The following is a 19,711-nucleotide window of genomic DNA, read 5'->3' as shown; positions in this document are numbered from 1 at the left end:
CCAGAACTACCGAAATTATAATCCTTACTTCTTTTCAAAAAAAACGTTTGACACCTCTTAAAAATATTTTTTATCTATTGTTTATTTATGCTCAAGAAAAATATAATTCGTGTAATGAAAATTGGAGAGGTGTTATTCTATGATAGATTTAATTACCGGAAAGACAAAATCGGGCAAAACAACATTAATTAAAGAGAAAATTAAAGCGGTTCAAAACCCTGTCATTATCTTAGATTTCAAAAACGATTTTGATGATGTTCAGACTAAGACCATTAATTTGGGTTTAATTGATCCTTTCTTATCTCCTATGAACTATAAAGATGCTGTTGCTATCAATTCTGGTTTAGTTGAATACAGCCAATTCTTAGCGGAAAGAAGTCAAGAAGTATTAAAAGACTTTTGTTTAGAAGAAGACTGGAAAGAATTTAAGATGAATGATTTAATCGACGAAGCTTTAAAAAGAGCAACTAATGGGTGGAATCAGCACGAAAACGCGAAAGCGAAGGAATCCAGAAGGTTTTTAAACTTTAAAAAGTCAAAACAAGAGCTTATCTTGGAAGATGAAATTAACAAGATAGAACAAACGGATATTGTAGTAATAAAGACAGAAGGTTTACACAGTATTCAAACAAGAGTCTTATCTTTCCTCTTACTAAGCCGCCTGCAAGAAAAGTTTCCTTCTATTACTGTTGTCTCCGATAATATAAACTATCTATGGCGAGATGGACACTTATTCTCTTTCTCTAAAATTTTTGATTTTGAGAAAAATAACCTCCTCCTTTCCTTTAACAAAACAGAAAATTTCCCTAAACGTTTAAAGCAACACATTAAGAATGTTTTTATTTTTAAATTAGAGAATAATTCTGATGTAGACTTTTTCAAACAGTTTAATATTCCTATTGATGCTAAGGCTAAACGTTTTAGACAAGGCAAGTATGTTGAATACAATTTAAATGACATTTTAATTAATGAGCCTGAAATTCAAATGGTTTAAATTATATAACAAAAAAAGTAACGTTGAGTTCCAGACGTTACTTTTTTAATATGAAACGAAAGCGGCGATATGTGTAAGTCGTTTCTTTTTGAGAGAATCTTTTTTTAATTTTTATAAAACCCGTTTCTACAATAAGTTTTGATTCACTTCCACTTTCAATTCCTGCTGTCACATAATGCACATCACCAGAATTTACTTTTTTCCATTCATAATTACTATTCATTTGATCTCTTGGTAGAAAGCGCGAGAATGTTTGAAGCGCATCCTCATTTGCTAATACAAATAGAACGCCCTCCCTCTTATGAAAGTAAGTATAATAATCTCTTACAATTTTATAAGTTTTTTCTTCGTTAGGTTTAAAACCAGTGACTATCATTCCCTCACCACCCTTACTAATGAGGAAATACTAGCCCCATAATTTTAAAAAATCAATTTTTATGTATGAAAATTATTTAAAGGATAATACATACACACATATATACAAAAATCTCTTTATTTTTTTAACGGCTTACTATTCGTTCAAACCCCTGGTGTAGACACTATAATGCAGTAGCAAATTTTATTATTTAAGATTTTTTTACTTTTTTTCTTAAACTTTAAAAAAAGCTTCCGTTAAGTATTTATAGATTTTCAATCAGGAGGCGATTTTATGTATATCAATACAAATACAGGTTCTCTTATTGCACGTAATTCTATGCGTATTAACGACAATGACTTATCTAAGGCTATGCAACGTTTATCTACTGGTCTACGAATCAATAATTCTAGCGATGATGCGGCTGGTCTAGCGATTTCCGAAAGAATGAAGGCTCAGTCAACTGGAATGACTCAGGCCTATAGGAATGCCCAAGATGGTATTAGTTTAATCCAGACGGCGGAAGGCGCTTTAGGCACGACAAGTGACATACTTCAGCGTATGAGGGAGTTAAGTGTTCAAGCGGACAATGGTACGTACAGTGACACAGATAAAACTTCTATTAAAGCAGAAATGGATTTACTAGTTAACGAGATTGATCATATTTCTCAAACTACTTCTTTCAACGGGATGTCATTATTAAATGCTGATACTTCTTTGGATCTTCACATTTCAGATAAATTTGATGACACTATTAGTGTTAGTTTACTAAATGCAGATTCTACTACATTAGGAGTAAATGCACTTAATGTAAGTACTGATGCTCAGGGTGCAATTAGCGCAATTGACGATGCGTTAAACAAAGTTTCATCTGCTCGTGCTGATTTAGGTGCTACTCAAAGTCGTCTAAACTTCATCTCAGATAATTTACAAATTAACATCCAAAATACAGAGGCAAGTAAGTCACGCATTTCCGATGCAGATATGGCGGAAGAAAGCTCAAACCTTACAAAATCTCAAATTCTTAGCCAGAGCTCACTAGCAATGTTAGGTAAGGCTAATCAAGCACCTCAAGGTGTACTTCAATTACTTCAAGGTTAAGACTAAAAACGTTCTCCACAAGGAGGGCGTTTTTTAGTTTCCACTAATATTTAAATAACCAATATTCTAGATAAGGGGGAAACTATGGATATAACTAATATTCAATCAACATTAAGCGAACTAGATATTTCTGCTTTAAAAACAGCTCTTTCTAACAAGAATGTTCAAGAAAGCGAATTTGAAAGCATTATAAGCGCTGTTGCAGAAACCGCTAAAACTTTGGAAGGAAACTATAACTCAAAGCAAAGTTTATTTCCTGAACACAACTTTAAAAAAATAGCCTTTCAGCAAATAGTAGATGACTTCAATAATAAACAGACGACTACTGGTAGTTCTTTAACGACTGACTCTACTGCAAAAAATTCTACTACAAACAACAATTTCTCAACACTTTCTAATCCAGCACCTAATAATTCAACCAATACTTCTAATATAATGGAAACAAATAATATAGCAGCTACCACAAATTCTGTTACTAATACTTCCTCTACCTTACCTATAAAGCAGATTAGCGGTAATACCACATATGATCCCGCCATATCAGAAATGGCTCAAAAATATAACGTCCCTTTTGATTTAATTAAGGCTGTTATTAACGCGGAATCCAGCTTTAACCCAAATGCAACCTCTTCAACAGGAGCTATGGGGTTAATGCAACTTATGCCGAGTACAGCTAAATGGCTTGGAGTAAACGATGCTTATAATGCTAGAGAAAATATTGAAGGCGGAGCAAAATACTTAAGTTATTTACTCAAACGCTTTGATGGAGATTTTAAGTTAGCTGTAGCTGGATATAATGCCGGTCCTGGCAATGTCGAAAAATACAAGGGTATTCCACCTTTTCAAGAAACACAAAACTACGTCAAAAAAATTCTAACTTAATACTGGAGGGTCATTTTTAAATAAGACAAAAATTATCATTGAAGAATTAAAAAATAGAAACATTCCATCTGAAATAAAACAAACGATCTTCCCCTTAGTGGAGCAATATATAGATAGAATTCAATTTGTTAAAAGTTTTGTTGGGTTAAAAGATATTTTATATTTTGAAGAACTCGATGTTGATTTCTTTGACTTCCCCTTCTTCTTAAGCTTGAATTGCCAAACACTTGCATCAAACGGCGGAGATAAACACGCAAGCATTGCTTCTGTGTACGAAAACGCTATTACAGATGCCGAAGAAATTGTAAGAAAGCTAAAACATTTCTTTGAAGAAACGAACCGTATTCTATTCTTTGAAGTAGCATTTAGCGAAAATGTACTAAGTAACGATGATATGTGGCAAGTTTATCACAATATGAACGAAGAAACAGACAAGGAACCATTTGAAATTATGACTAAAATGTACCGTTATCCTGAGTGGTATGACGTAGAATTCGGAGAAAATGTAGCAATTTTAGAAGATTCTTTAACAGCATTAAAACAAATGGACAACATTTATACATTGTCTACAATTAAAGAGTTAGAAGAAGAGATTAATAAGGCTTTGGAAAAAGATGATGCTGTCCTATTCTCCTCTTTGGTAAAGCAATTAAAAACTCTAAAGAAACAAATTCACTAAAAACTTATTTGTATTCTAAAGGTTTTAATCCCTATCATTATAATAATTTAAGCTACAAGAAAGTGCATCTCTATATAAAAGAATCAATATCCTATTCAAAAGATATTGATTCTTTTTTTGGTATCAGTTTCAAGCAGCTTCTACTTGCATAATAGTTAAATACTACTCAGCTCCACTCTTTAAAAATTATAAAAACTTTAATTAAAATTAGAAACTCCAAAATTTAAGATGATTGTTATAATACTTATGTGTAACTTACTTAAAAACCAATAATAGTTATAGCAACGGAGGTAATTAAATGGAGAAAAACGAACTATTTACGGATTTTAATTTTAAATTAATAGTAATTGAAGAATTATTAGATAAGAATCCTTTATTTCTAAATGAATTAAAAGAATTAGAAGCTAAGTATACCAATAATTATGAATGGTATTCAGATGCAGAACCTATTGTTCAAATTCTAGATTACTTAAAATCCTTGAAATTAGAAACAAGTGATTTAGAAAAAATTGAGTATCTTTGCTTTGATGGCGGGAATGAAATCTACGGTATTATAAAGCCAGATTGGGATGGTGAAGACGAATTATTTGATGTAACATCTGTTGAAGGATTTCAACATCTCAAAAACTTAAAAAGAGTGGATTATACTTCTATGTGTGACCCAAAAGTATTAGAACCATTTAAATCAGCCGGAATCGAAGTAGAGGATTAATGAACAAATACGAATATGTAAAAAAACAATTAGCAAAAACAAATAAGAAAAACGATGAGAACTATATTATCACTAGAATTTGGCACTTACTAAATGATTATGACATTAAAATAAATACTCAACAGTTTGTAATTCGATCTGATAATAACCAAAGGATTAAATATGGATTAATTGATTTATATTTTCCTCAGTTTAAGTTGGCTATTGAAATTGATGAAGCACATCACAAAAATGTTGTAAATCAATCGCTAGACCAAATTAGGAAAAACGATATTGTAAATGCTTTAGATTGCGAATTTATTCGAATAGATGCAACTCAGCCTCTTGAGGAAATTCACAACGAGATAGATCAAGTTGTCCAAAAAATTAATCAGTTAAAAAGTGAAATTGATTTTCTCCCTTGGGATATAGATAAGGAATATAACCCCACCACGTATATTGAACAAGGCTATATAGATGCTGATGACAATATCTCTTTAAAGACTGTTGCAGACTGCTGCAATGTGTTTGGAGCTGGATATAACAATGGATATCAACAAAGCGGTGCACCGCACAAGTTCGAAGAAGATACCGACATTAAAAGGTTACATTTCTTCCCGAATAAAGAATGGAACAACAAACTTCTTAACAACGAGGACGTTTTTACGGAATATAGCACGGATCAATTAAAAAACGAAGATTATTTTAATAAAAGAATGTTTAAGTATAACCAAAAAACTGCTTTATTCGCATATTCTAAAACCTCTACTGGTAATTTTGAAGCAGTGTTTAAAGGACTTTATGCACTTAACCGAGAGGAAAGCAGAAGTAAAGGCGTTTTAACTTATAATCGCATTTCCAAGATAATGCCCACTTATTACCCTACCGGTGATATTCAACCTGTTAGAATTGCAGAGGCTTACAATGAAGCTGGATATAAAGTCGCCCACTTTTACACAGAAGAACAGATAACGAAATTTAAAGTTAAGTATAGCGATAAATACAAAGTGGTCATAACAGCAACAAAATAGTATATATGTTAAAAACTTTGTCCTAGTGGGCAAAGTTTTTTATTATATTGAGTCAGCAAAGGAAATGACAATAATTTTATTAATATATATATAAGAGTTTTTATGTTCATTGGAGGAATATTGTAATGGATAATAAAGTTATTTCGATTAGCCGCGATAATTTTGTGCCGCGCTCTAGAATTGTCGGTATTTTTTTTACAGAGTCAAACCCTATGAGAACTCTGTTATCAGATAAAAGAGATGAAAAAAAACTAGTAGATGCTACCCGAGGTAGAAAAACCAGAAGCGCCATACTTTTAGATAACGGCTACCTTATTCTATCCCCTGTAAAAGCCTCTACTTTAGTGGAGAAATATCAAGAAGATTAGGAGGTTCATAAATGTATTCTTCTTATTTTAATGGCTGGATAGGAACATTAGATGATTTTTGGACAAAAGACGAACGGGAAAAACTATTCCGCTCTCTATTTGCATACAATTACAATTTAATTTCTTCCGGTCAAAAACTGTTTATAAGCTACGACCACAATAAATCTTCAAAATATATAGCTGTTCAAGCTGCTGAATTCTTTAGTCAGAACGGCATCCCAGTTTTCATTTCAAACCGCCCGCTATCTACTTCTATGATTCAAGTGATTGCAAAAGAACGATTTGGGTGTGGTTCCTTATCTTTTGTTCGCGATGATTATTGTTTTCCTTATGTTGGATTAAAGGTTAGTGACAGTAACGGTAAATTTATAACAAAAAAAGATTTAACCTTAGTAGGAGAATTTAAAAAACATAAGAAGCAACCTATAGATTGGTTTGACCCTTTGTTAAACCTTAAAAATTATCTTGAAACAAATTTCAAATTCACTAATTCAACTAATGCTATGAACAGCCTTCTGTGGAATGCAATGCACAGCCCACTCTCCCCTGTTCTAGAAGAATTATTTGTACAGACTTTTAACAAAAAGAGTATTGATGCATACACAATTAATTCTTATGAAAGTACATTAACTAAAGACGTTTTAAATGAATTTGAGTTTCAAGAACAAATAGATATTACTAGCTTAAAAATGAACGAGTATCTGTGTCAGTACGGTATGACAACATCCCCTGACCTTAGCAAATTTGACTTAGTAGAAGAGAAAAAAGGGAACGTTTATCCGGTCTCTTTTGAAGAAATTGTATCTAGAATAATTCCTTACTTAAATATTGAAGAAAAGCTTATTATCTCAGATAGCATTTCATTTCTTAAGAAGCCAAATTTAGATCTAGAAATACTAAAGGTATCAGATAAGAATTTCTTTGATGTTCTAAAGCAAGAACCCTTCTCTATTGCAATAGATGCAAATTATAGCATCTACCTTCAAGGCGAACTTTTTTCAAACCCTTTTGCTACCCTCTTTTGCCTATATCATTCTTTACTATACTCACCCGAGATAAAGAATTCCTTGAATAAAGCTAAAGATAATCAACTTACAGAAATTAAACTATAGGAGGTGTTGGGCTTATGCCCAATATTAAAATGACTACTTGTGCTTGTGGCGGTAACTCAAAACTAATAATTGATAAATATGTAATTAACACTAGAATTCCTGGTAATCGACAAATCATCTTAAAAAATGTTCGTTATAGACAGTGTAAAATTTGTGGTGAAATGGAACTTACAGAAGATAGCCAAAAATGGGTAGATGGTTTAAGAAGCCATTATATGCATAACCATTATGAAAAAAACAAAGAGCAGAATGACACACCTATTGAAGATTCGTCACCTGTAAAAGTTAAAGACTTTTTTAAACTGTTTCGTTTGTAATTTTAAAGGGGGTTTTACTTATGAAGAAAAAGCAAGATTTTAATCCATTTGAGATGGTTTTAGAAATAGCAGAAGTAGCCAAGGAGAATGAATGGAAAGATAAAGAAGATGTTAAAGAGGAAGAACAAACTATTAAAAAAATTATTAACCGTCCCACAGAAATAAAAAACTATCCGTATGACGCTTATAAAGAGTTCACCAACACTGAGGATGATGACTTATCCTAAAAAAAGCAACTTTCCACGGCTTTAAAGCATTTGCTGACCGTGTGGAAATTGATTTTTCTAGCGGGGTTACAGCGGTTGTAGGTCCCAATGGATCAGGTAAATCCAACATTTCTGACGGTATAAGATGGGTAATGGGAGAAACCAGTGCCAAGTCATTACGCGGCGGTTCTATGAAAGATGTTATATTCTCTGGTTGCGATACAAGAAAAGCTTCTACCCAGGCCGAAGTTTCTATAGAGTTGGACAATCGATTAAGAATTTTACCTAGAATGGATATGGATACAGTAGTTATTACTCGTAAAGCTCACATAAGTGGAAAATCAGAGTTTTTTATTAATGAACAACCAGCTCGACTAAAAGATATTCAGGAGATTTTTTTAGATACAGGCTTAGGCAGTAACAGTTATTCAATGATTAGCCAAGAGCAAACCAAAAGACTATTGTCTGAGAAAGTTGAAGAACGAAGAGCTATCTTTGAAGAAGCAGCTGGTATTGTAATGATGAAAAACGAAAAAGAAACTACAGAAGAACGTTTAGATGAGGTTGAAAAGGATTTTGTTAGATTACACGACATCTTAAAAGAATTAGAGAGACAAGTAAAACCTCTTCAAAAACAAAGCGAGAAAGCAAAACAGTATTTAAAAATTAAAAATGTTTTAGATGAAACAGAAACAGATTTTTTAAGTTTTAAATACCAACGCTTATCAAAAGAAGAACAGGTTGTTATTAACGATTTAAACCTTAAAGTAAATGCGCTGAGTAAATGTACCTCAAACATAACAGATCTTGAAGAAAAGCTAAAAAATATTAAGGAAGAACTAAAATCTCTAAATACCTCAATCTTCTCCACTCAAGAGGAAAAAGCTAAAATCAAAGAAAACATTGACTCTTTGCAGAGTTTAATCTCAATTAATGAAGAACGAATTCTACAATTTGAAAATGAACTTTCTGAAGTTAATGGGGAAATCGGAGAAATTGAAGAGAAATTTTCTGTTTCAATTGAAGAATTTAATAGCAAAAAGAATAGATTTCAAGAGTTGGAAAAACTGATCTTTGACAATAACGAAACAAAAGATCAAGTTGTTAAAGATCTTTTTCACCTTCAAATTGAAATAACGTCCTCTAAAGATAAAACAGAAAATTTACGCGAAGAGATTGCCTCTCTTTATAACGAATATCAAGAAGCAAAGCTACGTTTTGAACAGTATAATCGGGATGAAGAAAGGTTCTTAAATGAAATGGATTTGTTAAGCGGTAGAAAAAGAAATGCCGAACAAAACTTAAGTGTGTCTAAAGAAACATTAGAGTCTATTCAAAAAGAATTTCACGAAAACAGTAATGTCATACAAGAATTGAGTGGTAAACATCAATTCCATATTACAGAGCTAAACAATAAGCAACGCCTTGCGAATGAGTATAATACAAGCCTAATGCAAATTGAAACTACTTTAGCTAAAGAAAAAACCACACTAGATAGCTTAGAATTGTCTTTAGAGAACTTTGAGGGTTATTATGAGGGTGTAAAGAATGTGTTAAAAAACAAAAGTAAGCTTGAGGGCGTTCTAGACGTTGTAGGCAATTTATTTACTCCAGTGGACGGTTATGAGGTTGCTCTTGATAGTCTTTTAAATGCCGCTGCTCAGAACATTGTGGTCTCCACTATTCAAATCGCCAAAAAAGCGGTTAATTTCTTGAAAGAAAACAGAATGGGTAGAGCTACTTTTATTCCACTAAATGACTTGACTATTCGAACCTTTTCTAATGAAGAATTGAATATTATTAACAGATATAAAGGCATTAGCCCTGCCCTCTCTTCTATTCACCATTCAAGTGAATTAAAACCTTTGTTTCAGCACCTAATTGGAAGAAACTTAATTGCTACTGATATGGAAACTGCAGTGAAGTTCTACGAAGAAACTCGTTTAAAAATAAAAATTTCCACACTAGATGGAGATATACTTCAGCCCGGCACAATTAGCGGGGGTACGCGAAATAAAAAAGGTTTAATTAGCAAGCGCAAAGAGATGGATACACTACGAGAAAGCGTTAAAACTAATGAACAAAAATTCTTAGAGACTAAAGAGAACGCACAAAACTTAAAAAGATCTATTGAACTAATTACGGCCGAAAAAGAATCTCTACTTAAAGCTTTGGATTTAGAAAAGGAAAACAACGGTCAAATTAAGTTAAAGTTAGAAAGCGCTCAGCACAACTTAGAGATCGCAAAAAACAACATTAAGGAGCAAGATGTCTTAGTAAAGGATTTAAAATATCAATACGAAGAATCTAAGAGAACCTCCTCTTCTCTTTACAATAAATATCACGAAAAAGAAAACTTACACGCTCAAAAAAACGAGGAGTTGTCTTCTTTAATTCAACAATTGAGAAGTAATGAAGAGTTATACAATAGCGCAAAGCAAACTGAAACTGCGTGTCTAATTGAAATAGAAAAGTATGAAGAAGAAAAACGAAATTTAACAGATTTCATCTCTGAACAGGAAAACGGCAAAGATTCTTTTGAAAAGCGTTTAGAGTTTCTTCAAACAAAGAAGTATTCAAATGAAACAAAAATACATACTGCTAATGAAGAAAATGCCCAATATAGAGAGCAACTTCACACTCTCTCCGAATCATTTTCATCTTTAAACACCTCTGTCAACGATCAACAAATTAAGAAAAATGAAATTCAAACTTATGTTGATACGTCCGAATCCTCTTTAACAGAATTACGTGATTCCTTTATTGATCTTAAAGAAGCAAATCATAAATTGGAAATCCAAAAAACAAACTACATAAACCAAAAAGAGCAAATTATTAAGCGTGCTTTTGAAGCTTACCATTTAAGAGAAAATGACTTACTTCAAGCCCAACAGTTAAACATAAACGAAGAAGCAACAGAAAAAGAAATAAAGACTTTATTGAAAGAATTAAAAGCAATAGGTTCTGTGAATTTGGAGTCTATTAAAGACTTTGAAGAACTTAATGAACGTTATCAAACAGAAAAAGCACAGCTTGAGGATATAAAGGAAGCTAAGAAGGATCTTGAAATGTTACTCAAAGACGTTTCTAAAGAAATGACCGAACGCTTTACTGTTACTTTTAAAGAAGTATCTAAACACTTTGAGAAGATATTTGTTGAGTTATTTGGAGGCGGACACGCTAAGCTTAGCTTAGAAGATCCTAAAAAACCTCTTAATTCTCGAATTTTAATTACTGCTCAACCCCCTGGTAAAAAGCCCAAGAAAATTGAACTCCTATCTGGTGGAGAAAAGAACCTAACTGTTTGCGCACTAGTATTTGCAATTATTAAGGCTTCACCAAGTCCATTCGTATATCTTGATGAAATAGATGCCCCATTGGATGATGCTAATGTATCACGCTTTGCATTCTACCTTAAAAAGTTCGGAGAGCAGACACAATTTATTGTAGTTACACATCGTAAAGGAACAATGATGGCAGCTGATTCTTTATTTGGAGTGACGCAGGAAGAGCAAGGAATTACAACCGTTTTCCCTTATCATTTAGAGCAACCCTCTTCTCCTCTAGATCAGTCTGATACTGAGGTTGGAACGTAATGGAAAACTTTATTATTAAATTTGATGAATTTGAGGGTCCTCTTGATTTACTTATAGAGCTCATTAAAAAGAGAGAACTAGATATCTATGACTTGCCTATGAGCGTAATTACAAAGGATTTTATAAATAGCATTGAGCTTATGAAGGAAAACAATATAGAGGTTACTGCTAAGTTTACAGCTATGGCCTCTCTTCTTCTTAAAATAAAAACGCAAATGTTGCTCCCTTCTCCCAAAGAAGTAGATCCCCGAAATATACTTGTAAAAGAAATTGAAGAATACGAAAAGTATAAGAGTAATCTTGAACGTATTAAGGAGCTTCAATTTATAGAGCAAAAGTATTTCAAAAGAAGAAAACGAGATGTAGCAAAGAAAAAGAAAAAAGGTAGTATTCTCGATGTCATTAATAGCTACAACGTAATTATTAGAAAAAAGCAGCTAAAGGAAAGGAATATGAAGCTTGAAGAATTGTCAAAAAAGCTTGCTGAATCTAAATTTACTATTGATGATCAAATGCAATATTTAAAAGATTTTTCAAGTGACATAGATGTTGAGAAATTATTTGAAGGAATTAACGATTTAGAGGAAATGGTAGTAACTTTCTCAGCTCTACTTGAGCTAGTTAAAGTTCAATACTTCCGAGTAGAAATAATTAATACACAGGTTTTGCTTATCAAAAAGGTTTTGTAAGTAGAGGTGATTAATATGGATAAACACGCTGTAGAATCTTTGTTGTTTGTTGCTAAGGAACCCCTTTCATCTGAGAGAATATCTAAAATTCTAAATCAATCAGATAGTGTTATTAGTAGGTGGATATCTGAATTAGAAAAGGATTATGAACAAAGAGGAATTCGTATACGTAGAGTTGCGGGTGGGTTTGAAATGGTGACTTCCGAACAATACCACGAGGTAATAGAACCTATTGTTCCAAAAGAATACGAATTTCTTTCAAGACCGGTTTTAGAAACCGTAACTATAATAGCTACGTTTGAACTTGAAACCTCTCTACCTGTTAAAAAAGCTAAAATTGGCAGATATAGAAATATTAAAAATCCGGATAGTGGTATTGAATCTGCTTTATCAATGGGACTTATAAAAGAAACGGAGCAAGGTTATTTAACTACTAATGAATTTTTAAAGTTCTTTGGTATTAACGACTTAAAGGAATTAGAAGAAAAACTGCAACAAAATGTAAATCTAAAATAAAAAAACGTATCTTTAATATTAGTATTAAAGATACGTTTTTTTATTACTTAACTATAAATTAGGAACCTTATTACTTAAATGTTGTCTTTTACATCCATTCCTTAACATTAAAGGTCTTTTTTAAAGCGCTAAGATCATTTCCTTTGGCTTCTTTAGGTTCTTTATCGTTTCCTGCTTCTACAGATTTAACATCAACATTTTCATCTGAATTAATATTACTACTTTGCACTCGCTCTTCCTTATCCACTTTAGGAGCCGGAGTCCTTGTTACAGAATCAGTAATCTTTTCTTCTACAGGTGGTGCTTCTTTAGCTTGATTTTGTTTCATCTGTGCCTGCATCTGCGCTATTTGCGCCTGTAATTCTTCTACACTAGGAGTTTGAACTTTATTTTGAATAGAAGGTTGCGAACTATTCGCAACCTCCTCCTGTACTTGTCTAGTAATTACAGGGTTTGTTTTTTCCTCTTCTACTGGTTCAACATTATTACTTGAATGCACAGTTGATTGGTTAGTAGGTGCAGGAACTCTTCTAATAACTGTTCCTGCATCACGATCATAAATTGTTTCTATTTGCTCATCATTCGATTTATTTACTAAAGCATTTATATAACTTTGCATAAATCCTTTTGTTCTCTTCGAAGTTATGACTTCAGCCATATCTCTAATTCCACCATTAAGTGCAATATCAAATTCTATAAAGAACTTTATAATATCAGATGAACTAAGTGTTTGTGCATTAACCCACTCAGCAATTTTAGGATCTACACTGTCCGTTATACGAAGTTGTAAAACTTTTACTTTCTCTTTACCCATAACGATCAATCCCCACTAATTATTTTAAAGCCTTTTTTTCTTCTTCTTTTACTGCCGCTTTAATATCATCATATACGTCATTTACAAGAGTATTGTGCAAACCTTCAACATATAACGTAGAAGCATATGCTTCAGGAACATAGAACAATTGAATTTGTCTTTGTTCGCACAGCTCTTTTAATAAGTCATATAAATGCGGCTTTAACAAGATGCTTCCACCACCGTATACAACAATAACATCAATGTTATTTTGCACAGTGTCTAGTTGTTGTCTTGCTTTACGCATAATTTCTTGAGCTTGTTTTTCAAGCTCCACTTGAATTAACTCCATTGCAACACTGTGGTACTTATGTGTTTTTTGTTTAAGAACTTTTGAAACATCCTGACGTTGAACAGAAGATACAAAAATTCTACTTGCATATTCATCTAAGATGTTTTCTGCAGCGTGACCAATTCCATTATTTGTACCCTGTGCTAATTTTTGATTTGGGCTAAAACCATCTGTAATTGGGAATTCTGTTGTACCGTCTCCCACATCAATATGTAAAATGCGCTTATCTGTGAAATATTCACCAGAGAACGGATTGTATCCATACTCCTCTTGAAACTCTTTGAAAATTTCACCTTTTCGGTAATTATTTTCAGAGTTAAACGCTAAAGAAAATGCTACAGGAATAGCTTCCGGAAATACTTGTACAAAATCAAAATCTATTTCAACCTTAACTTGTTTTTCTTTACCAAGCATAACAGTAACGATATGAATACCTTTCATAAAACGTGATGCAAATAATTTTGCTACGTCTTGGTTAAATTCTCGAACTGGTAATCCAGTTGTCATATCAACCGTTGCTGTAATATCTTCACTTAGGGTTGGATCTTTTTCATATGCTTTTTGAACTGCTTTAGCAGCAATCATACCTAAAGCCATTACGATTGGCACATCACTTGAATGTTTTTGAGTTGCGCCTAAAACTGTATTTGTATAGTATCCAGGTCCCTCTGTTGCAAAGTCACCTATTAAATATAAAGCCGGTGCTTGTAATGCTGGGGAAGTAATACTTACTACCAATTGCTTATAGATATCTTTTACAGCAGTTGCTAAAACTAAATCTTCATAGAATGGGTTTTTATTAGTTTTTACTACCGTACTAGGTTGTAAGGTTAATTGTCCACTCTCCATTAATGCTACTTCACTGTTTCCTAAATCAGTTGCTACTCTTAATTCTACTTTTGCCATAAAATTTTCCTCCTCTTCCATTTGAGTTAATAATACTATATATTATTTTTTATGTAAAGTGCATTTTTTTTATGCAAGTCTAGTTTTCTTTAGTTTTTATGCATAAACATCTAGTTTCTTCTTATATAAATAGAATCTATTAATTTTTTTAAGAAAATTAATAGATTCTATATTTAGACCTAATATATACTATTGTTAAATAGAAAAGACTTCCTTATTTTAGGAAGTCTCTTAGTTTTTGAGAACGACTTGGATGCCTTAATTTTCTTAAAGCCCTCTCCTCTATCTGTCTAATTCGTTCTCTAGTTAAATCGAATATTTTCCCGATTTGATCTAACGTTTTTGTTTCTCCATCATCTAATCCCATTCGTAGACGAATAACTAATGCTTCTTGGGGAGTTAAAGACTCTAATACATCATCAATTGTCTCTTTTAACATTTGTTGCTTAGTAAATGCGTCTGGATCAGGACGATCATCTGATATGAATTCATTTAACGTGCTATCTTCATCGTCTCCAATAGCAGTTTCCATTGATATAGGATCTAATGCTATTTTATATATCTCCGCTACTTTTTCTTCTGTCATTTCCATCTTCAATGACAATTCTTTAATACTTGGCTCACGTCCAAACGCCTGCGTTAACTCTTTATTAAATTTACGTAGCTTGTTAATAGTGTCATACATATGTACAGGAATTCTTATTAACCTGGACTGATCCGGAATGGCTCTTGTAATAGATTGTCTAATCCACCAAGTAGCATACGTGCTAAATTTGAACCCTTTAGTGTAATCAAACTTATCTATAGCCTTCATTAGTCCCGTGTTACCTTCTGCTATTAAATCCATAAAATCCAGTCCTCTATTTATGTATTTCTTAGCTATAGACACAACTAACCTTAAGTTACACTGAGCCAATTGCTTTCTTGAATCCTCATCCCCGGCCAAAATTTGTTTAGCTAACATCTTTTCTTCTTCTGCATTTAAAATACGATATTTACCTATCTTTTTTAAATACATTCGAACCGTGTCATCTACATCTATTTCTATTTCTTGTTCTGGCTCTTCAATTATTAAATCTTTTATTGTTATCATCTTTCCTTGCTCTCTTAAATCTTCAGTTTCTGACTCATCATTTACAATATTAATTCCCATTTTTTCATTTAATACTGTATATACTTGCTCAGCTTTACTTTCATCCCAGTTATACTCCTCTAACTGGTGACGAATATCAGACGTTCTTAATAAACCGTTACGTTTACCTTTTAGAATTAAATCTTGGATAACTCCTGCGCGATCATTAGGTGCCAGCTCCGCCATTTTCGCACCCCCTCGAAAAAAAAGAACCGTTTTATTGACGAACCAATCGGAAAATGATTATACTTCTTCAAATCCATCTATCTTTATATAATCGGCAAAAACGGATAAAAATTAAATAAATTTCCAAAAAGGAGGAAACCTATGTACAAAACCGATATACACCGCTATCAAAAGGAAATACTAAAAAGATTTCCGAAGCAGGAAGAACAGGAAAAAGTTCTTGAGTTGTTTCAGAATTTAGTTTTTAAGTTAGAAAAGAACCTTTACCACTTGAACAATATAAATTTTTCTATTGAAAAAGCAAGCGGAAAAAATGAATTTTTTTACTTAATGCCTATCTATTTTGAACTAGAAAGTTTTCTTGTATCTACACGCTCCTCCGTTGATATGCTAATGCACTTGCTAAACTACTGTTTGGCTTATGACATAGACAATAGACAAGTATCAGTCTCTTCTTTATTTCATAGTGGTCAACTATCAAAACCATTAAAAGACATCTTCGCTAGATACACTACTCCCTATAACAATCCCACTTGGAGCTTTATATATTTATTCAGAAACGAAGTAGTTCACGAAAAAAGCATTTTTCAAGCATTACCTATATATTTTAAAGACGTTTTAGATTATAGCTTTTTATACTTCAAGGTTGATAAGGCCGAAAAAGAGGTTACTGACTACTTAAAAGTGTGTTTGCGTTTTTTAGACACGTTCACAGATCGAGTTCTATCAGTACTTGAAGTATCATTAAAGCAGTAAGTGCATTTAAAGTTAGAGAGGCAGTATAGCTATGTTATTTTTCGCTACTGCAATACTTTTCGTTACAGATGTCAAATCAAAAAACAAGAAGCTAAAGCGACTATTAAATAAATTAGATACTAGATTTGTTGTAAATAAAAAGCCCGGAGAAAATCTCCAGGCTTTTTTATAAGTAAATAGATAGTAACAATATTCTACTGTTATCTAGATTTAAAATTTCTATTTGTTTTCCATCTATTTCATATTTTGTATTAATTTTAGGTTCTTCAGAATCAAACTTAGACATTACATATCCACCAATAGTAATTAAATCTTTCTTATCTTCAAAAGCGTACCCCGTAGCATTTTCTACATCATCAATGTGAGTATCTCCTTCTATAATCCATCTGTTTTTCCCTTTTCTAATTGGAGCGATTTCATTATCATATTCGTCTTGAATATCTCCAACAATTTCTTCTATAATGTCTTCCATTGTAACTAAGCCGCTAACGCCACCGTATTCATCAAGAATAACTGCAATTTGAGATTTCTCTTTTTGTAGGCGTGTTAACACTTTTTTTATTGGCGTAGATTCATACACTTTAGGTATATCCCTAACAATACCATCTAGACCTTTTCCTTTGCTTGCATTCGTATATAAGTCCCTAATGTTTATGTATCCTTTTACATCGTCTTTATCTTCCCCTACAACTGGATAACGAGTGTAAGCGTTGTTTCCTACATATTCAAGGGTTACTTCAATTGGATTTTTTAAATAGATACAGTTCATATCCTTTCTATGAACCATAACTTCTCTTGTTATAGTCTCGTCAAACTCAAATATTTTTTCAACCATCGTTTTTTCGTCACTATTTATATCGTTACTAGTAGAAACGATTAATTTTATTTCCTCTTCTGAATGTTCTTCGCTATGCTCACTTGCTGATTTCATACCCATTGCTTTAATAACAAGATTAGCGGAACCATTTAACATCCAAATAAAAGGATACATTATCTTATAGAAAGCAATAATACTTGAAGAAAGAGTTAAACAAACCCACTCTGCTTTTTGGATAGCTATAGATTTCGGAGATAGTTCCCCTATTACTACGTGTAAGAACGTTACTACTGCGAAAGCAATAATAAAACTTAGTGCGTGTAATAATGAATCACCTAAAGGCAACTTTGTTAATAAAGGGCTAAAAACAGTTTGAATAGTAGGTTCCCCTAACCACCCAAGTCCTAAAGAAGTAATTGTAATACCTAACTGACAGGCCGATAAATACCCATCAAGGTTATTAAGTATTTTTTGAACATTAACAGCCTTTTTATTACCTTCTTGTGCAAGTTGATCTATTCGACTTGAACGCACTCTTACAAAAGCAAATTCTGCAGCTACAAAGTATGCGGTAGCCATAATTAAAAGAATTAAACCTATAATACCATATGGATTAACCATAATTTTACTTTTCACTCTCCTTACATATTTACTTCCTTTTTATAATCAAAATCCCTACATACTCAACAAAAAAGCCAAGTAATAAACTTGGCTTCTAATTTTCTCTTTTATTCGCATACGCTTCTACACGTTGTTTGTACTCTTTTTGCACTTCGGCCATTAAAATTTTTAGGTCTTCGTTTGTAATCTTTTTTATATCTGATAAAGATGACATTATTCCTGAACCGCTAGAAGATATAAGATTTTGAATTCCAATTTCATTATCTATTTCACGACTCACACTAGTAAACGTATGAAGTGGTTTACCTATTAATTGAGCTACAATTTCCGCTGTTTGTATATAACTTGTTACTTCTAACGCACATTCTCTCATTGAAATTGGATCCAAATAAGATTGTACAAACGTTGTTGATTTACCTGCGGGTTTGTAAGCACCTGTTGGCGTTTTTTGCCCTGGACCTTCTGAAATAGTAAATACAATTTGAACTTTCTTTTTTGAAGGATCGTTATTATCTGGATTGACTAACGCTTCAATCTTTAAAGTACGTGCAATTACCTTTCCATCCCTAATACTACCGCCATAATCAACAAAACCCTTAGGATAAAGCTTTGTAAAGTTTCCATCTATAATACTTTGAAACAATGACTTTGCCTTTGATTTGGAAATGTATGCTTTTAAATAATGTTTATTAGAAGTAATAGAAATAACAATATTTCCTTTGTACTCATTTTCATCTCTATCCGTGCGCTCTTTAAAGTATTCTAAATTCTGAGTTACATCCAAGGCAGATCTTTTGTTTATGAATTTAAAAATCTTTACACCTTTTCTTAGCATATATAACACCTTTCACATACATCTAAATTATTTTATGTATTATTCACATTGCTAACACCGTTGTAAATATGGTTACTTAACTTACAGATGAACTAAGCAAGGTTCATTCTTTCTAGCACTGTTCCTTTTCTGTTTAAGTGTTCCATAGAACCCAATTGAATTGTTAAATATTTCTTTAACACTTCATAATCTTCAGCTTTATTAAGCCAATTCTCTACTTTGTTCTTTAGTTCTTTCTTTACATATTCGGAATCTGTTATAAGTACAAGATTACAGAATTTAGCGGAGTTACTTAGGGATTGTTCTAACTTGTTTGTATCAAGTTTTTCATCTACTTCAATAGCAAAATAATACTCATTATCTTTTTCAAACTTTAATTTCCCTTCTACATACTCAACAAAAGAGAAACCTTTTCTTTTCATAACATCTTTAACATCTTCTTGTTGAACCGGCTTTTCATAGTGGAACTGTATACCGCTTCTGTTGTTACCAGTGAATCGTCTTTGCTCTGAGCTCATATCCAGCATTGTTAATACAAATTCGTGTATTGTGCGAATGTTCACAGAAGGAGTTAAAGTTTTTAACTCTTCAATTTCATCAATTAATTTTTTAGCTTCATCACTATTACCTTTTTGTAATAGATCCTGCACCTGAGTCATTGCTTCCTTTTTAGCTTCTGTTTTAATTTCTTCTACAGTATCACGAATAGCTTGTTCAAGTTCTTCCAAGTAATTTAATCTGTCATATAATGATCTAGCCAATTATGTCACCTCTAC

21 protein-coding genes are annotated in these 19,711 nt (G+C 32.4%); 14 read left to right on the top strand and 7 right to left on the bottom strand.

Annotated elements, in window-relative coordinates; translation table 11 throughout:
- Positions 1-139: 139 nt before the first annotated feature.
- A complete protein-coding gene (locus WKH56_RS07515; protein ID WP_342835125.1) occupies positions 140-994 on the top strand; it encodes an ATP-binding protein in 855 nt (284 codons plus the stop codon).
- Between the two features lie 37 nt (positions 995-1,031).
- Here the strand turns inward: WKH56_RS07515 and WKH56_RS07510 are convergent, their stop codons facing one another.
- Positions 1,032-1,370, bottom strand: a complete 339-nt coding sequence (locus WKH56_RS07510) for a hypothetical protein (protein ID WP_171778102.1) — start codon at positions 1,368-1,370, stop codon at positions 1,032-1,034.
- A gap of 273 nt (positions 1,371-1,643) precedes the next feature.
- Between WKH56_RS07510 and WKH56_RS07505 the strand changes: the two genes are divergently transcribed.
- The 12 genes from WKH56_RS07505 (at position 1,644) to scpB (ending at position 12,537) form a co-directional block, all read left to right on the top strand.
- Positions 1,644-2,450 (top strand): flagellin N-terminal helical domain-containing protein, encoded by an 807-nt coding sequence (locus WKH56_RS07505; protein ID WP_342835124.1) that lies wholly within the window; start codon positions 1,644-1,646, stop codon positions 2,448-2,450.
- A gap of 84 nt (positions 2,451-2,534) precedes the next feature.
- On the top strand, positions 2,535-3,332 hold the full coding sequence (locus WKH56_RS07500; protein ID WP_342835123.1) for a transglycosylase SLT domain-containing protein: 798 nt from the start codon (positions 2,535-2,537) through the stop codon (positions 3,330-3,332).
- A 97-nt stretch (positions 3,333-3,429) separates the two neighbouring features.
- Entirely contained in the window at positions 3,430-4,011 is a 582-nt protein-coding gene (locus WKH56_RS07495) for a hypothetical protein (protein WP_342835122.1), read from the top strand.
- A 298-nt stretch (positions 4,012-4,309) separates the two neighbouring features.
- Positions 4,310-4,723, top strand: coding sequence for a DUF6892 domain-containing protein (locus tag WKH56_RS07490; RefSeq protein ID WP_342835121.1), 414 nt, complete (start codon positions 4,310-4,312; stop codon positions 4,721-4,723).
- A complete protein-coding gene (locus tag WKH56_RS07485; protein WP_342835120.1) occupies positions 4,723-5,733 on the top strand; it encodes an AbaSI family restriction endonuclease in 1,011 nt (336 codons plus the stop codon). The genes WKH56_RS07490 and WKH56_RS07485 overlap by 1 nt, the downstream gene beginning before the upstream one ends.
- Positions 5,734-5,858: 125 nt before the next feature.
- Positions 5,859-6,101: a DUF370 domain-containing protein gene (locus tag WKH56_RS07480; RefSeq protein ID WP_171778097.1), complete on the top strand. Its 243-nt coding sequence runs from the start codon at positions 5,859-5,861 to the stop codon at positions 6,099-6,101.
- An 11-nt stretch (positions 6,102-6,112) separates the two neighbouring features.
- The gene (locus WKH56_RS07475; protein ID WP_342835119.1) at positions 6,113-7,213 is read left to right on the top strand and encodes a hypothetical protein; all 1,101 of its coding nucleotides are present in this window, start codon (positions 6,113-6,115) and stop codon (positions 7,211-7,213) included.
- 14 nt (positions 7,214-7,227) lie between these two features.
- Entirely contained in the window at positions 7,228-7,530 is a 303-nt protein-coding gene (locus WKH56_RS07470; RefSeq protein ID WP_342835118.1) for a YgiT-type zinc finger protein, read from the top strand.
- 20 nt (positions 7,531-7,550) lie between these two features.
- Positions 7,551-7,757, top strand: a complete 207-nt coding sequence (locus tag WKH56_RS07465; protein ID WP_342835117.1) for a hypothetical protein — start codon at positions 7,551-7,553, stop codon at positions 7,755-7,757.
- Entirely contained in the window at positions 7,751-11,332 is a 3,582-nt protein-coding gene (smc, locus tag WKH56_RS07460; RefSeq protein ID WP_342835596.1) for a chromosome segregation protein SMC, read from the top strand. Before WKH56_RS07465 ends, smc begins: the two co-directional genes overlap by 7 nt.
- Positions 11,332-12,021 carry a segregation and condensation protein A gene (locus WKH56_RS07455; protein ID WP_342835116.1) on the top strand — a complete coding sequence of 230 codons (690 nt, stop codon included), beginning with the start codon at positions 11,332-11,334 and terminating at the stop codon, positions 12,019-12,021. The genes smc and WKH56_RS07455 overlap by 1 nt, the downstream gene beginning before the upstream one ends.
- Positions 12,022-12,036: 15 nt before the next feature.
- Positions 12,037-12,537, top strand: coding sequence for an SMC-Scp complex subunit ScpB (gene scpB / locus WKH56_RS07450; protein WP_342835115.1), 501 nt, complete (start codon positions 12,037-12,039; stop codon positions 12,535-12,537).
- A gap of 88 nt (positions 12,538-12,625) precedes the next feature.
- Here the strand turns inward: scpB and WKH56_RS07445 are convergent, their stop codons facing one another.
- The 3 genes from WKH56_RS07445 to rpoD form a co-directional block, all read right to left on the bottom strand.
- Positions 12,626-13,351, bottom strand: a complete 726-nt coding sequence (locus tag WKH56_RS07445; protein WP_342835114.1) for a hypothetical protein — start codon at positions 13,349-13,351, stop codon at positions 12,626-12,628.
- Positions 13,352-13,370: 19 nt separating this feature from the next.
- Positions 13,371-14,588 (bottom strand): ParM/StbA family protein, encoded by a 1,218-nt coding sequence (locus WKH56_RS07440; protein WP_342835113.1) that lies wholly within the window; start codon positions 14,586-14,588, stop codon positions 13,371-13,373.
- 214 nt (positions 14,589-14,802) lie between these two features.
- The gene (gene rpoD / locus WKH56_RS07435) at positions 14,803-15,906 is read right to left on the bottom strand and encodes an RNA polymerase sigma factor RpoD (RefSeq protein WP_342835112.1); all 1,104 of its coding nucleotides are present in this window, start codon (positions 15,904-15,906) and stop codon (positions 14,803-14,805) included.
- 141 nt (positions 15,907-16,047) lie between these two features.
- Here rpoD and WKH56_RS07430 point away from each other — a divergent pair, with 141 nt between their 5' ends.
- On the top strand, positions 16,048-16,662 hold the full coding sequence (locus WKH56_RS07430; protein WP_342835111.1) for a hypothetical protein: 615 nt from the start codon (positions 16,048-16,050) through the stop codon (positions 16,660-16,662).
- Positions 16,663-16,828: 166 nt separating this feature from the next.
- Here WKH56_RS07430 and WKH56_RS07425 read toward each other — a convergent pair whose 3' ends face one another.
- The 3 genes from WKH56_RS07425 to WKH56_RS07415 form a co-directional block, all read right to left on the bottom strand.
- Entirely contained in the window at positions 16,829-18,115 is a 1,287-nt protein-coding gene (locus WKH56_RS07425; RefSeq protein ID WP_342835110.1) for a hemolysin family protein, read from the bottom strand.
- 79 nt (positions 18,116-18,194) lie between these two features.
- The gene (locus WKH56_RS07420) at positions 18,195-18,935 is read right to left on the bottom strand and encodes a hypothetical protein (RefSeq protein ID WP_342835109.1); all 741 of its coding nucleotides are present in this window, start codon (positions 18,933-18,935) and stop codon (positions 18,195-18,197) included.
- Between the two features lie 92 nt (positions 18,936-19,027).
- A complete protein-coding gene (locus WKH56_RS07415) occupies positions 19,028-19,696 on the bottom strand; it encodes a hypothetical protein (RefSeq protein WP_342835108.1) in 669 nt (222 codons plus the stop codon).
- Positions 19,697-19,711 lie beyond the last annotated feature (15 nt).

It is taken from the genome of Priestia sp. SB1, assembly GCF_038898415.1.
The sequence above is the reverse complement of the archived record's forward strand: the minus strand, read 5'-3'. Positions and strand labels throughout refer to the sequence as shown.

Excerpts from the sequence above, each read along its gene's own strand:
- WKH56_RS07505 (WP_342835124.1), top strand. The coding sequence starts at position 1,644 with ATGTATATCAATACAAATACAGGTTCTCTTATTGCACGTAATTCTATG.
- WKH56_RS07510 (WP_171778102.1), bottom strand. The coding sequence starts at position 1,370 with ATGATAGTCACTGGTTTTAAACCTAACGAAGAAAAAACTTATAAAATT.
- scpB (WP_342835115.1), top strand. The coding sequence starts at position 12,037 with ATGGATAAACACGCTGTAGAATCTTTGTTGTTTGTTGCTAAGGAACCC.
- WKH56_RS07485 (WP_342835120.1), top strand. The coding sequence starts at position 4,723 with ATGAACAAATACGAATATGTAAAAAAACAATTAGCAAAAACAAATAAG.
- WKH56_RS07465 (WP_342835117.1), top strand. The coding sequence starts at position 7,551 with ATGAAGAAAAAGCAAGATTTTAATCCATTTGAGATGGTTTTAGAAATA.
- WKH56_RS07470 (WP_342835118.1), top strand. The coding sequence starts at position 7,228 with ATGCCCAATATTAAAATGACTACTTGTGCTTGTGGCGGTAACTCAAAA.
- WKH56_RS07455 (WP_342835116.1), top strand. The coding sequence starts at position 11,332 with ATGGAAAACTTTATTATTAAATTTGATGAATTTGAGGGTCCTCTTGAT.
- WKH56_RS07515 (WP_342835125.1), top strand. The coding sequence starts at position 140 with ATGATAGATTTAATTACCGGAAAGACAAAATCGGGCAAAACAACATTA.
- WKH56_RS07500 (WP_342835123.1), top strand. The coding sequence starts at position 2,535 with ATGGATATAACTAATATTCAATCAACATTAAGCGAACTAGATATTTCT.
- WKH56_RS07480 (WP_171778097.1), top strand. The coding sequence starts at position 5,859 with ATGGATAATAAAGTTATTTCGATTAGCCGCGATAATTTTGTGCCGCGC.
- WKH56_RS07430 (WP_342835111.1), top strand. The coding sequence starts at position 16,048 with ATGTACAAAACCGATATACACCGCTATCAAAAGGAAATACTAAAAAGA.
- rpoD (WP_342835112.1), bottom strand. The coding sequence starts at position 15,906 with ATGGCGGAGCTGGCACCTAATGATCGCGCAGGAGTTATCCAAGATTTA.
- WKH56_RS07490 (WP_342835121.1), top strand. The coding sequence starts at position 4,310 with ATGGAGAAAAACGAACTATTTACGGATTTTAATTTTAAATTAATAGTA.
- WKH56_RS07475 (WP_342835119.1), top strand. The coding sequence starts at position 6,113 with ATGTATTCTTCTTATTTTAATGGCTGGATAGGAACATTAGATGATTTT.
- WKH56_RS07445 (WP_342835114.1), bottom strand. The coding sequence starts at position 13,351 with ATGGGTAAAGAGAAAGTAAAAGTTTTACAACTTCGTATAACGGACAGT.
- WKH56_RS07420 (WP_342835109.1), bottom strand. The coding sequence starts at position 18,935 with ATGCTAAGAAAAGGTGTAAAGATTTTTAAATTCATAAACAAAAGATCT.
- WKH56_RS07440 (WP_342835113.1), bottom strand. The coding sequence starts at position 14,588 with ATGGCAAAAGTAGAATTAAGAGTAGCAACTGATTTAGGAAACAGTGAA.